The sequence below is a fragment of the Afipia carboxidovorans OM5 genome, assembly GCF_000218565.1.
Classification (GTDB): Bacteria; Pseudomonadota; Alphaproteobacteria; order Rhizobiales; family Xanthobacteraceae; genus Afipia; species Afipia carboxidovorans.
On the sequence record NC_015684.1, the window covers coordinates 327,236 to 340,526 of the forward strand.

A 13,291-nucleotide genomic window follows, 5' to 3' on the forward strand; every position below is an offset into this window, starting at 1 on the left:
CTGTTGCTTGTCCCGCGTCCGGCTACTCTCTGAATGGCTCCATCTCATTCGTCGATTGGAGCCAGCGTGCGTGGAGGCCAGGTCCTTTGGGGTCAGATTGCTGTCGTCTTCACCATCATCGTGGTGACGACCTGGACGGCGACGCAATGGACGGCCTGGCGCCTCGGCTTTCAGGGGCAACTCGGCGAACCCTGGTTCGAGCTGGCGGGCTGGCCGATCTACTACCCGCCCTCGCTCTTTTGGTGGTGGTACTTCTACGACGCCTATGCGCCGGAGGTGTTCGCCACAGGCGGGATCATCGCCGCATCGGGCGGTTTCATCGCCATCGCTGTCGCCATCGCCATGTCCGTCCGCCGGGCCCGCGAGGCGAAGAATGTCGCGACCTACGGTTCCGCCCGTTGGGCCGAGAAAGCCGAGGTAAAGGCCGCCGGATTGCTTGCACCGGACGGCGTCGTGCTCGGCCGCTACGATCACGAGTATCTGCGGCACGATGGACCCGAGCATGTGCTGTGCTTTGCGCCGACGCGATCCGGCAAGGGCGTCGGCCTTGTCGTGCCCTCGCTTCTGACCTGGCCGGGATCAGCGATCGTCCATGACATCAAGGGAGAAAATTGGCAGCTCACCGGTGGCTTCCGTGCTAGGCACGGCCGCGTATTGCTGTTCGATCCGACCAATCCGAAGTCGTCGGCCTACAATCCCTTGCTCGAGGTGCGCCGCGGCGAGTGGGAGGTCCGCGACGTGCAAAATATCGCCGACATCCTGGTCGATCCGGAAGGCTCGCTGGAGAAGCGGAACCACTGGGAGAAGACCAGCCACGCGCTGCTGGTCGGCGCCATCCTGCATGTCCTCTACGCCGAGGATGACAAAACGCTCGCCGGCGTCGCCGCCTTCCTCTCCGATCCGCGTCGGCCGATCGAATCGACTCTCGCCGCCATGATGAAGACCGCTCATCTCGGCGAGGCGGGACCCCATCCCGTGATCGCCAGCGCGGCGCGCGAGCTGCTGAACAAGTCGGACAACGAGCGCTCCGGCGTGCTGTCCACCGCCATGTCCTTTCTCGGCCTCTATCGTGATCCGGTCGTGGCCGAGGTGACGCGGCGCTGTGACTGGCGCATCACCGACATGGTGGAGGGCAAGCGGCCGACCACCCTTTACCTCGTCGTGCCGCCCTCCGACATAAACCGGACCAAGCCCCTGATCCGGCTGATCCTCAATCAGGTCGGCCGGCGCCTGACCGAGGATCTGCAGGCCAAGGCCGGGCGGCACCGGCTGTTGCTGATGCTCGATGAGTTTCCGGCTCTGGGCCGCCTCGACTTCTTCGAGTCGGCGCTGGCCTTCATGGCGGGGTACGGTCTCAAAAGCTTCCTCATCGCCCAATCGCTCAACCAGATCGAGAAGGCCTACGGCCCGAACAATTCAATCCTCGATAACTGCCATGTGCGCGTCAGCTTCGCCACGAACGACGAGCGCACCGCCAAGCGCGTCTCCGACGCTCTGGGGACCGCCACCGAAATGAAGGCCATGAAGAACTATGCAGGGCACCGGCTCTCGCCATGGCTTGGCCATCTGATGGTGTCGCGTTCGGAAACCGCCCGCCAGTTGATGACCCCTGGAGAAATCATGCAACTCCCGCCCACCGACGAAATCGTCATGGTCGCAGGGACGCCGCCGATCCGCGCGAAGAAGGCCCGTTACTATGAGGACAGCCGCTTCAAGGAGCGCATTCTTGCGCCGCCGGTGCTGGCCAAACCGGCACAGGGGCGCGCGGACGACTGGAGCAGCCTGCCGGTTCCGACGCGCCCCGAGGGGATCGACGCGACGGCGGCTTCCACATCGTCCGATGAAGACCCGACCGAATCCGAGCGCCGCCATCAGCCCGAGCTCAATCGCACGGCTCCCCAGGAGAAGAAGGCTCCGATCGAGAACGAATTCGAGTTCGATCTTCCGGAGGAGCCTGATGAAGAAGCGATGCAGAACCGCCGCATGACCCGCCTGATGCAAGGTGTCGCCCGTCAGGTCTCCCTCGACCCCAATGACGGCATGGAGCTGTAGGCCCATGGCCGGACGAACGAAGAAGGTGAAGATCTCGGTCTACCTCGACCCCGATGTCATGACGATGCTCGGCGATTATGCCGCGCGCCGGGACCAGTCGCAGTCGATGATCGCCGAGGCCGCGATCGCGTCCTTTCTGTCACCGGATGATGCCGAGCGGCGTGAGGCCGTCGTTGCGAAGCGCCTCGATCAGCTCGACCGCCGACTGACGCGCATGGAGCGCGACGTCGGAATCTCGATGGAAACTTTGGCTGTGTTCATCAAGTTCTGGTTGGCGACAACACCGGCGCTTCCCGAGCCCGCCGCCCAAGCGGCGCGCGCCAAGGCTGGAGAGCGCTACGAGGCGTTCATCATCGCACTGGGTCGACGGCTGGCGAGCGGACCAAAGCTCAGGCAGGAAGTCTCGGACGACGTACCAGCGTCTGAGTAAGTAATGTTGGAAGCGCCTCATATCCGATATCATCGGCGCGACGCGTTACCATCATCGAGCGGCGCAAGGCGCAAGGAGACCGTCGACGCGAATTCGGCCGAGTCGTTCTTCGTAGTCTCCGCTTTCGTCGCAAGCATTCTAGCGAGCATTCTTGCAGGCGCACCGCCGTTCTCCTGTATTTGCACGCTGCGCTACTACTACGCCCGAATATTGTTGAAGGAGCCCGATTTCGGGCCCTTTTAATCATCCCCGTCCGGGGACCGTCTGAATTGTTCCCAGCCAGAGCGGGGACAAGATGGCGGCGATACATGACAATACAGAAGGGCGCACACGCAGTTCGCGCATGCTGCGTACAGCCCTCGGCGCCGCCATCACGCGGTTCCTGGATGACCCATCCATCATCGAAGTGATGCTAAATCCGGACGGCCGCGTCTGGGTTGATCGCCTCTCCGAAGGTCTTGCCGACACCGGCGAAACGCTCTCTCCAGCCGATGGCGAACGTATCGTCCGCCTCGTCGCGCACCATGTCGGCGTCGAAGTCCATCCCCGCGCTCCGCGCGTCTCGGCCGAGCTGCCGGAAACAGGTGAGCGGTTCGAGGGCCTGTTGCCCCCCGTCGTGGCTGCGCCGGCCTTCGCCATCCGCAAGCCGGCCGTCGCGGTGTTCGCCCTCGAAGACTACGTGGCCGCCGGCATCATGACCGCCACCCAGGCTGTGACGCTGCGCGAGGCCGTCATATCCCGCGCCAACATCCTCGTCGCGGGCGGCACCAGCACTGGCAAGACCACGCTGACCAACGCGCTGCTCGCCGAGGTGGCCAAGGGCGCGGATCGCGTCGTCATCATCGAGGACACGCGCGAGCTGCAATGCGCCGCGCCCAACCTTGTCGCGATGCGGACGAAGGATGGCGTCGCCACGCTTTCCGATCTGGTCCGATCCAGCCTGCGCCTGCGCCCCGACCGCATCCCGATCGGCGAGGTGCGCGGGTCCGAAGCCCTCGATCTCCTCAAGGCCTGGGGCACCGGCCACCCCGGGGGCATCGGCACCATCCATGCCGGCACGGGCATCGGCGCGCTGCGCCGCCTCGAGCAGCTCATCCAGGAAGCCGTCGTCACCGTCCCACGCGCCCTGATCGCCGAGACGATCGACCTTGTCGCCGTCCTCTCCGGCCGCGGTTCCGCGCGCCGGCTCGCAGAACTCGCCCGCGTCGAAGGCCTCGGCCCCGACGGCGACTACCGCATCACCCCTGCCACCTCAACCACAGGAGACAACACATGATCCGCACCTTCGCGCGCGGCTGCCACACCATGGCGACCGCCGCTGCCGCTGTTTCCATCAGCGTGCTTTTCACCCAGGCCGCTCACGCCTCCGGCTCCTCGATGCCGTGGGAAGCGCCGCTGCAATCCATCCTCCAATCGATCGAGGGGCCGGTGGCGAAGATCATCGCCGTGATCATCATCATCGTCACCGGTCTGACGCTGGCATTCGGCGACACCTCAGGCGGATTCCGCCGCCTGATCCAGATCGTCTTCGGCCTGTCGATCGCGTTCGCGGCGTCGAGCTTCTTCCTGTCCTTCTTCTCGTTCGGCGGCGGGGCGGTGATCTGATGACCGCTGGCCTCGAACAGCTCGCTGAGGTGCCGGGCTTCACGGTTCCGGTCCACAGGGCGCTGACTGAGCACATCATGCTCGGCGGCGCTCCGCGTTCGATCGCGATCATGAATGGCACGCTGGCCGGCGCGGTCGGCCTCGGCTTGCGCCTCTGGCTCGTCGGCCTCGCTATCTGGGCGATCGGCCACTTCGCGGCGGTCTGGGCGGCCAAGCGCGACCCGCTCTTCGTCGAGGTGGGACGCAGGCACCTGCGCATCCCCGGTCATCTGTCCGTCTGACGGAGTCATCGCCATGATGAACCTCGCCGAATACCGCCGCACCGGCACATGCCTTGCCGACTATCTGCCCTGGGTGGCGCTCGTCGAAGAGGGCATCGTCCTCAACAAGGACGGTTCGTTCCAACGCACCGCACGATTCCGCGGACCGGACCTCGATTCTGCTGTCGCCGCCGAGCTGGTGGCCGTCGCCGGCCGCCTCAACAACGCCTTTCGTCGCCTTGGTTCTGGCTGGGCGATCTTTGTGGAAGCGCAACGCTACGAGGCTTCGCACTATCCGTCCGATCTCTTTCCTGATGCCGCGTCCGCGCTCCTCGACGCCGAACGCAAGGCTGATTTCGAAGAAGCGGGCAGCCATTTCGTATCGAGCTATTTCCTCACCATCACCTACCTGCCACCGGCCGAGGACGCAGCACGCACTGAAGCTTGGCTCTACGAAGGGCGCGAGCATAGCGGCGTTGATCCGCATGAGGTCCTCAAGACGTTCATGGACCGCACCGATCGCGTCGTGGGGCTGCTTGACGGCTTCATGCCCGAATGCGCATGGCTCGATAGCTTCGAGACGCTGACCTATCTGCATTCAACGGTGTCGACGAAACGCCACCGCGTCCGCGTCCCTGAAACGCCAATCTATCTCGACGCGCTGCTCGCCGATCAGCCACTGACCGGTGGGCTCGAACCACGCCTCGGGGCGTCTCACCTGCGCGTCCTGACCATTGTCGGATTTCCGACCGCGACCACACCCGGCATTCTCGATGATCTCAATCGTCTCGCCTTTCCTTATCGCTGGTCGACCCGCGCGATCCTGCTCGACAAGACCGACGCCACCAAGCTGCTGACGAAGATCCGCCGCCAATGGTTCGCCAAGCGCAAGTCGATCGCGGCGATCCTCAAGGAGGTCATGACCAACGAAGCCTCCGCGCTCGTTGATACCGATGCCGCCAACAAGGCGGCGGACGCCGATCTGGCCCTGCAGGAGCTGGGCGCCGACTTCGCCGGTCAGACCTATGTGACCGCGACCATCACCGTCTGGGACGACGATCCGCGCCTCGCCAGCGAAAAGCTGCGGCTCGTGGAGAAGGTCATCCAGGGCCGCGACTTCACCTGCATGACCGAAACCATCAACGCCGTCGATGCCTGGCTCGGTACACTGCCAGGCCATGTCTACGCCAATGTGCGTCAGCCTCCGATATCGACGCTCAATCTCGCTCACATCATTCCGCTCTCGGCGGTGTGGGCGGGACCGGAACGGGACGAGCATTTTGCAGGGCCCCCACTGCTCTTCGGCAAGACCGAAGGCTCGACCCCGTTCCGGCTTGCCCTTCATGTCGGCGATGTCGGCCACACCCTTGTCGTCGGCCCCACCGGCGCCGGCAAGTCCGTCCTGCTGGCCATCATGGCCTTGCAGTTCCGCCGCTACGCCGGCTCCCAGGTCTTCGCCTTCGACTTCGGCGGCTCCATCCGGAGCGCCGCCCTCGCGATGGGCGGTGACTGGCACGATCTGGGCGGCAACCTGTCCGAAGGCCTCGACTCCTCGGTCTCGCTGCAGCCGCTTTCCCGCGTTCACGACACTCCCGAACGCGCCTGGGCTGCCGACTGGCTTGTCTCCATCCTGACCCGCGAGGGTGTGCCGATCACACCCGACGTCAAGGAGCACATCTGGTCGGCGCTGACCTCGCTCGCGTCGGCTCCTGTTGAGGAACGGACGATCACCGGCCTCACGGTCCTGTTGCAGTCCAACGACCTGAAGCAGGCGCTGCGACCTTACTGCGTCGGCGGTCCCTACGGCCGATTGCTGGACGCCGAATTCGAGCAGCTCGGCTCGGCCTCGGTGCAGGCCTTCGAGATCGAGGGCTTGGTCGGGACTGGGGCGGCACCGGCCGTCCTGTCCTATCTCTTCCATCGTATCGGAGACCGCCTCGACGGCTCGCCGACCATGCTCATCATCGACGAGGGCTGGCTGGCGCTTGATGACGACGCCTTCGCTGGCCAGCTCCGCGAATGGCTGAAGACGCTGCGCAAGAAGAACGCCAGCGTCATCTTCGCCACGCAGTCGCTGTCGGACATCGACAACAGCGGTATCGCGCCAGCGATCATCGAGAGCTGTCCGACACGGCTGCTGTTACCGAACGAGCGCGCGATCGAACCGCAGATCACGGCGATCTACCGCCGCTTTGGCTTGAATGACAGACAGATTGAGATCTTGGCCAGGGCGACGCCCAAACGCGACTACTACTGCCAGAGCCGCAGGGGAAACCGCCTCTTCGAGCTGGGCCTTTCCGAAGTCGGCCTCGCGCTCGCGGCCGCTTCTTCCAAGACCGATCAGGCGCTGATCGCCCGCACCGTCGCCGAGCACGGCCACGACGGCTTCCTTGCCGCCTGGCTGCGCCTGCGCGGCGCCGAATGGGCTGCAGACCTCATCCCCGATCTCACCAACCTCATCCCCCAGCAGCCCGAGAAGGAGGCTTGACTATGAAGACCTATCGTTCCCCCCGGCGCGCGCTCATGCTCGCGGCGACCATGCTGGCGACGCCGCTCGCGGTCTCGCCAATACTCTCGACTCCGGCTGCCGCGCAGTGGGTGGTCTATGACCCCACCAACTACGCCCAAAATGTCCTGACGGCAGCGCGTTCGCTCGAGCAGATCAACAATCAGATTCGTTCGCTCCAGAACGAAGCGCAGGGCCTCATCAACCAGGCGCGCAATCTCACCAGCCTGCCGTATTCGTCGCTCCAGCAACTCCAGCAAAACGTCCAGCGCACGCAGCAGCTCCTGCGGCAGGCACAGAACATCGCCTACGACGTCCAGAACATCGACCAGATGTTTCAGCAGCAATACGGGAAGGCCTCGCTCACCGCGTCCGACACCGAACTCGTCAATGGCGCGCGCTCACGTTGGCAGAATACGGTGGGTGGACTTCAGGACGCCATGCGCGTGCAGGCAGGCGTGGTTGCCAATATCGACACCAACCGCGCGCAGATGTCGGCGTTGGTCGATCAGAGCCAAGGCGCGACCGGCGCGCTGCAGGCGACGCAAGCAGGCAACCAGCTTCTCGCGCTCCTCGCCCAGCAGCTCGCCGATCTCACCGCGGTCGGCGCCGCCAACGGCCGCGCCCAGGCGCTCACCGAGGCCGAACGCGCCGCAGCGGCAGAGCAGGGCCGCGAGCAGCGTCGGCGATTCCTGACGCCTGGCTCCGGCTACCAGCCGGGCAACGCCCAGATGTTCGGCAACCGCAACTGAGGACTCCCCGATGGACGGCAAGATGCTGGCCCGGTTGGGCGCCGTCGTCTTCATCGCCGTCGCCATCACGGCGATGGCGATCGAGATGACCAGGAAGGAGCGCGCGCCGGAGCCCGTTCCGGTGCGCCTCCTCGAACCTGTGCGTGATCCCCTTCGCGACGGCCAACGTCGATGCCAGCAGCTCGGTCAGGCCGCGGCCAGCGATCCCGACTGCATGCGCGTCTGGGCCGAAACCCGCGATCGTTTCCTCGGCCGACCGGCAACTCCTGCCTCTCCGCCAGCAGAAGGACGCTGAACCATGGGCGGCGCAGGCGTCATCGACAATTTCCTCGAGGTCTTCACCTCCTACATCAACAGCGGCTTCGGACTGCTCGGCGGCGAAGTGGCGTTTATCGCCACCACCCTGATCGTCATTGATGTCACGCTCGCGGCGCTGTTCTGGAGCTGGAGCGCCGACGACGACATCATCGCGCGACTGGTCAAGAAGACGCTGTTCGTCGGGATCTTCGCTTACCTCATCGGCAACTGGAACAATCTCGCCAAGATCATCTTCGACTCCTTCGCCGGGCTCGGCCTCAAAGCCTCCGGCACCGGCTTCACCGCGCAGGATCTCATGCGGCCCGGCAAGGTCGCGCAGACTGGTCTCGATGCGGCGCGGCCGCTCCTGGAATCCATCTCCGACCTGATGGGTTGGATCAGCTTCTTCGAGAACTTCATCCAGATCGCTTGCCTGCTCTTCGCCTGGGCGCTGGTCATTCTCGCCTTCTTCATCCTCGCCATCCAGCTCTTCGTCACCCTGATCGAATTCAAGCTGACGACGCTCGCTGGTTTCGTCCTCATTCCCTTTGGTCTCTTTGGCAAGACCGCATTCATGGCTGAACGCGTTCTCGGCAACGTCGTATCGAGCGGCATCAAGGTTCTCGTTCTGGCCGTCATCGTCGGCATTGGATCGACTCTGTTCAGCCGCTTTACCGCAGGTTTCGGCGGCGCGACGCCGACCATCGATGACGCCATGGCCGTCGTCCTCGCGGCCCTGTCCCTTCTCGGCCTTGGCATCTTCGGCCCAGGGATCGCGGCTGGCCTCGTCAGCGGAGGACCTCAGCTCGGCGCCGGCGCTGCCGTTGGAACAGGCCTTGCCGTCGGCGGCGCGGCGCTCGCCGCCGGAGGCGCCGCTGGTCTTGCCGTGAAGGGAGGCGCAGCCGCCATGTCGGGCGGGGCCGCCGCGATGCGTGGCGGCGCATCGGCCGCCGGTGGCGCCGCCGCCGCCTACAGCCTCGGCTCGCTCGGTCAGTCTGGCGCCGCAGGAGTCGCCTCGGGCCTCGGCGGTGTCGCCCGCGCCGCTGGCGCTGCAACGGTCTCGCCGTTGAAGCGTGCGACCTTGCGTGCGGCCGAAAGCATGAAGTCCAGCTTCTCGGACGGCGCGAAGGCAGGCTTCGGCGCCACCGGCGGCACATCGACGATGGGCACCATCGGCGGCTCCGCCGATGCGTCCGGTTCCTCTCCCGCCTCGGCGTCTCGAGACGGCCCGCCTGATTGGGCCAAGCGCATGCAGCGCCATCGTTCTCTCGGACACGGCGCCACCCTCGCAGCACATGCCGTTCGCTCAGGCGACAGCCACGGCGGGGGCTCCTCCATCAATCTTTCTGAAAGTGACCGCTCATGAGCGTTTTCAAGCGACCCGCCGCCCACTATGGCAAGACACCCGAACCCGTCACGCCCTATCAGAAGGCCGCGCAAGTCTGGGACGAGCGCATCGGCTCGGCCCGTGTCCAGGCCAAGAACTGGCGCTATATGGCCTTCGGGTCATTGATCCTCTCGGCCGGCTTTGCCGCCGCATTGGTTTGGCAGTCCGCACGCGGAACGGTCGTGCCTTGGGTTGTTCAGGTCGACCGCCTGGGCCAGGCCCAATCCGTCGCTCCCGCGACTGCCGACTATCGCCCTTCCGATCCCCAGATCGCCTGGCATCTTGGTCGCTTCATCGAACAGGTCCGCTCCATTCCGGCCGACGCGATCATCGTCCGGCAGAATTGGCTGCGAGCCTATGAATGGACGACCGATCGCGGCGCGGCGGCTCTCAACGACTACGCTCGCGCCAACGACCCCTTCACCAAAGTCGGCCGCCGCCAGGTCGCCGTCGAGGTCTCCAGCGTCATCCGCGCCTCTCCGGACTCGTTCCGCGTCGCTTGGACGGAAAGACACTACGAGAATGGCCAGCTTGCCGTGACCGAACGCTGGACCGCGATCCTGACCATTGTGATCCAGACGCCGCGCGACGCGGACCGTCTGCGCGCCAATCCGCTGGGGATTTACGTCAATGCAATTTCCTGGTCGCGGGAGATGACGCCATGAACCCGTCTTTCCGCAGGTCCGCGTTTCCTGTTTTCCGTAAATCCGCCTTTGCGGCTGCCCTGCTGTCCGCAACCGTCCTCGCCGGTTGCGCCACCGCGCCGAAACCGCCGCAGATCAGCTACGATAGCACTGTTCCACCACTTCCGTCGGTCCCGGCAGTCATCACGGATCAGCGGCCACGTCCGCTGCATACGCCTCCGGCCTGGATCCCGGCCCGGGGCGGCAATTCCGCGAGCACGCCGACCGCGCGCGTCGAGAACGCCAACGCCGCCGCGCGTGTCGAGCCGCGGCGAGACGGCTATTACAACTCCATCCAGATCTATCCCTGGAGTGAAGGGGCCCTCTATCAGGTCTATGCCGCGCCCGGGCAGATCACGAATATCGCGCTTGAGCCGGGCGAAAACCTGACCGGAGCAGGTCCGATCGCCGCCGGTGACACGGCCAGGTGGATTATCGGCGACACCGAAAGCGGCTCGGGCGTGACCCGCCGCGTCCATGTGCTCGTGAAGCCGACCAGGACCGACATCACGACCAATCTCGTCATCACGACCGATCGGCGCGTCTACATGATCGAACTGCGCGCGGGCACGAACCCCTATATGCCCGCCGTGGCATGGGCCTATCCCGAGCCCCCAGCCAGCCAACGCGCCAACGTCCCGGCGAGGCCCGTCGTTCCTGCCGCGACTGCGCGCAACTATCGCTATGGCCTGATGGGCGATACGCCCCCATGGCGTCCGGTCTCGGTCTATGACGATGGGCGGCGCGTCTACGTCGAATTCCCGCGCGGCATCGTCCAGGGCGAGATGCCGCCGATCTTCGTCATCGGCTCCGACGGCGAGCCGCAAATCGTCAACAGCCGCATCTACCAGAACATCCTGATCGTCGATCGCATCTTTGGTGCAGCCGAACTGCGTCTCGGAGGCGGCGATCGTCAGCAGACCGTCAGGATCGTCCGTACTGACGGGAGGCCCGCATCATGATCGACAACGACACCAACAACCAACAGCCGGAGAATCTCTCGGCGACGCCGGCCGAGTCCGTCGCGCCTATGCGCTTGCGTGCCGAGCCGCCCCGCGTCACACGCCTGTCCCGCAAGGTCCTGGCGACCGCGAGCGTCGTCGTCAGCATCGGCATTGGCGGCGCGCTCATCTACGCCCTTCAAACCAGGGATGGCGGCGGCAACAACGAGGAACTCTATTCGACTGAGAACCGTTCGACGGCCGATGGTCTGGCCGGGCTGCCCCGCGACTATACCGGCCCTGTTCTCGGGCCGGCGCTGCCTGGCGACCTCGGACGCTCAATCCTCGACGCGCAGAATCGCGGCCAGCCGGTCGTTCCTCCCACGATGTCCGCGCCGCAGGTCGATCCGGAAGAGCAGCGTCGTCTCGCGGAGATCGAGGCGGCTCGCACCAGCCGTGTCTTCTTCCAGAATGGTCCTACCGCGGCTACCGCCCCCGCAGGCCTCGGCACACCGGGTCTGCCGGGCCTCGGCGCCGGAGTGCAGCCGGGCGTCGCCACGGCCCAGGATCGTCAACTGGCCTTCCTCAACGCGCCCGTTGACCGGCGCACGGTGGCAGGCGACCGGGTCATGGCGCCGGCATCACCCTATGTCCTTCAAGCTGGCTCGGTTATCTCGGCCGCGCTCATTACAGGCATCCGGTCCGACCTCCCTGGGCAGATCACGGCCCAAGTGACCGAGAATATCTACGATAGCCCGACGGGTCGCATCCTTATCGTGCCGCAAGGCACACGACTCGTCGGCCAGTATGACAACAGTGTTCAATTCGGCCAGAAGCGCGTCCTGCTCGTCTGGAGCCGCCTGATCTTCCCCAATGGACGATCCATCGTGCTCGAACGCCAGCCCGGAGCTGATCCGCAGGGCCATGCCGGCCTGCAGGACGGCGTGGACTATCACTGGTGGGATCTCGCCAAGGCCGCCGGCCTCTCGACCTTGCTGGCCGTTGGCGCGGAACTTGCGGTCAGCGACGAAAACCGCCTCATGCGCGCAATTCGCGATGGCGGCCAAGACACCATCCACGAAGCCGGCCAGCAGATCGTCCGTCGACAACTCCAAGTGACGCCGACTTTGACGATCAGGCCGGGATTCCCGGTGCGTGTCATCGTCACCCGCGATCTCGTTCTCGAACCTTATGGAGGCTGATGTGAGTAAGTTGAAGCTAGGTCCGATCGTCGACGAGAAGCCGGTAAAGACAACTGTGGAGCTGCCGGCGACGCTGCACCGCGATCTGGTCGCCTATGCCGATGCTCTGGCCCGTGAAACGGGCCAGCCAATCACCGAACCGACGAAGCTGATTGTACCGATGCTCGAACGCTTCATTGCAACCGATCGGGGCTTTGCGAAGGCACGGCGTTCACATCAATCGGCATCGCCGGAGGCGTGACAGCGTCTGCTTCACGCAGGCCGGACATTGAGCGGGCGAGATCAAGAAGCTGTCCTAGGGCCGGATTGTCGTTCTTCGGAGACCAAACGGCACTAAAGGGTAGAACCTCGCCGACAATCGGCCGATAGGCGAGACCCGGAAAGTGTGCGGCCGTCATTGCCTCACTGACGACCGTCAAACCACGCTTCAAGGCCACGAGCGGCAGAAGGTTTTCCCTGCCGATCTGGTGCACGCTAATCTGAGGATGATAGCCGAACGCGGCGAGGCGCTGTACCAGATAGTCATGGATCTCCTGGCCCGGACCTGCCTCATTGATGATGAAGTTCTCATCTGCCAGGTGCTGCCACTCCAACTCGTCGCGACCCGCCAAGAGGTGATCGACAGGAAGCACAGCGAATACGCGCTCCGACCATAGCGGAAGTGTTTCGCAGTCGCGCCAATTCCGCTCTCCTGTCAGGAACGCGGCGTCCAGCTGCATTCGACGAATTGCTGAGGCTTGATCCGCAGGGTTGTCTTCAATCAGGTCGATCTGAACCTTCGGATGGCAATCGGCATAGAGACCGAGCAGCTCCGCGAGGAAACCCGACGCGATTGACGAGTAGATGCCGATTTTGATCCGACCAAAGTCCGAGCGCTTGATCGAGGCGATTTCCTCGGCGCCATCTTCAAAGTTCCGCAAAATCTGACGTGCACGGCGAAGAAAACGCTGCCCCGCGAAGGTCAAACACACGCCTCCGCTATGGCGAAGAAACAATGTCGTACCCAGCCGATGTTCGAGATCACGGATGCGGCGACTAATCGCGGAGTGTTGAATCCTAGTATCGGCGCTGGCTTTGCGGAAGCTGCCATGCTCCGCGGCCGACACGAAATAACGAAGATGCCGAAGCTCTATGGTACGCGTTCTTTCCGCAGCCATCGTTACACACCCGCCCGTT

At 64.6% G+C, this 13,291-nt stretch carries 14 protein-coding genes; 13 read left to right on the forward strand and 1 reads right to left on the reverse strand.

Translation table 11 applies throughout. The features are described 5' to 3' along the window. Window positions 1-33 precede the first annotated feature (33 nt). The 13 genes from OCA5_RS01600 (at window position 34) to OCA5_RS01660 (ending at window position 12,356) form a co-directional block, all read left to right on the forward strand. Window positions 34-2,052 carry a conjugal transfer protein TraG gene (locus OCA5_RS01600; RefSeq protein WP_422836360.1) on the forward strand — a complete coding sequence of 673 codons (2,019 nt, stop codon included), beginning with the start codon at window positions 34-36 and terminating at the stop codon, window positions 2,050-2,052. Window positions 2,053-2,056: 4 nt separating this feature from the next. Next, a complete protein-coding gene (locus tag OCA5_RS01605; protein WP_012561374.1) occupies window positions 2,057-2,482 on the forward strand; it encodes a CopG family transcriptional regulator in 426 nt (141 codons plus the stop codon). A 295-nt stretch (window positions 2,483-2,777) separates the two neighbouring features. Continuing rightward, window positions 2,778-3,758, forward strand: a complete 981-nt coding sequence (gene trbB / locus OCA5_RS01610) for a P-type conjugative transfer ATPase TrbB (protein ID WP_012561372.1) — start codon at window positions 2,778-2,780, stop codon at window positions 3,756-3,758. Next, the gene (locus OCA5_RS01615) at window positions 3,755-4,087 is read left to right on the forward strand and encodes a TrbC/VirB2 family type IV secretion system protein (RefSeq protein WP_012561371.1); all 333 of its coding nucleotides are present in this window, start codon (window positions 3,755-3,757) and stop codon (window positions 4,085-4,087) included. Before trbB ends, OCA5_RS01615 begins: the two co-directional genes overlap by 4 nt. Then, window positions 4,087-4,368: a VirB3 family type IV secretion system protein gene (locus OCA5_RS01620; RefSeq protein WP_012561370.1), complete on the forward strand. Its 282-nt coding sequence runs from the start codon at window positions 4,087-4,089 to the stop codon at window positions 4,366-4,368. The genes OCA5_RS01615 and OCA5_RS01620 overlap by 1 nt, the downstream gene beginning before the upstream one ends. A 13-nt stretch (window positions 4,369-4,381) precedes the next feature. Then, the gene (trbE, locus tag OCA5_RS01625; protein WP_012561369.1) at window positions 4,382-6,835 is read left to right on the forward strand and encodes a conjugal transfer protein TrbE; all 2,454 of its coding nucleotides are present in this window, start codon (window positions 4,382-4,384) and stop codon (window positions 6,833-6,835) included. Window positions 6,836-6,837: 2 nt separating this feature from the next. Then, window positions 6,838-7,605, forward strand: coding sequence for a P-type conjugative transfer protein TrbJ (gene trbJ / locus OCA5_RS01630; RefSeq protein ID WP_012561368.1), 768 nt, complete (start codon window positions 6,838-6,840; stop codon window positions 7,603-7,605). A gap of 10 nt (window positions 7,606-7,615) precedes the next feature. Next, the gene (trbK-alt, locus tag OCA5_RS01635; RefSeq protein ID WP_012561367.1) at window positions 7,616-7,900 is read left to right on the forward strand and encodes a putative entry exclusion protein TrbK-alt; all 285 of its coding nucleotides are present in this window, start codon (window positions 7,616-7,618) and stop codon (window positions 7,898-7,900) included. Between the two features lie 3 nt (window positions 7,901-7,903). Further along, the gene (gene trbL / locus OCA5_RS01640) at window positions 7,904-9,268 is read left to right on the forward strand and encodes a P-type conjugative transfer protein TrbL (protein WP_012561366.1); all 1,365 of its coding nucleotides are present in this window, start codon (window positions 7,904-7,906) and stop codon (window positions 9,266-9,268) included. Then, window positions 9,265-9,954, forward strand: a complete 690-nt coding sequence (gene trbF / locus OCA5_RS01645; protein WP_012561365.1) for a conjugal transfer protein TrbF — start codon at window positions 9,265-9,267, stop codon at window positions 9,952-9,954. The genes trbL and trbF overlap by 4 nt, the downstream gene beginning before the upstream one ends. Then, on the forward strand, window positions 9,951-10,934 hold the full coding sequence (trbG, locus tag OCA5_RS01650; protein ID WP_012561364.1) for a P-type conjugative transfer protein TrbG: 984 nt from the start codon (window positions 9,951-9,953) through the stop codon (window positions 10,932-10,934). The genes trbF and trbG overlap by 4 nt, the downstream gene beginning before the upstream one ends. Beyond that, entirely contained in the window at window positions 10,931-12,115 is a 1,185-nt protein-coding gene (locus OCA5_RS01655) for a TraB/TrbI/VirB10 family type IV secretion system protein (protein ID WP_012561363.1), read from the forward strand. The genes trbG and OCA5_RS01655 overlap by 4 nt, the downstream gene beginning before the upstream one ends. A 1-nt stretch (window position 12,116) precedes the next feature. Next, window positions 12,117-12,356, forward strand: coding sequence for a DUF2274 domain-containing protein (locus OCA5_RS01660; RefSeq protein WP_013912755.1), 240 nt, complete (start codon window positions 12,117-12,119; stop codon window positions 12,354-12,356). Here the strand turns inward: OCA5_RS01660 and OCA5_RS01665 are convergent. Then, window positions 12,289-13,272: a LysR family transcriptional regulator gene (locus OCA5_RS01665; RefSeq protein ID WP_013912756.1), complete on the reverse strand. Its 984-nt coding sequence runs from the start codon at window positions 13,270-13,272 to the stop codon at window positions 12,289-12,291. The two genes, OCA5_RS01660 and OCA5_RS01665, sit on opposite strands and share 68 nt — an antisense overlap. Window positions 13,273-13,291: the final 19 nt, after the last annotated feature.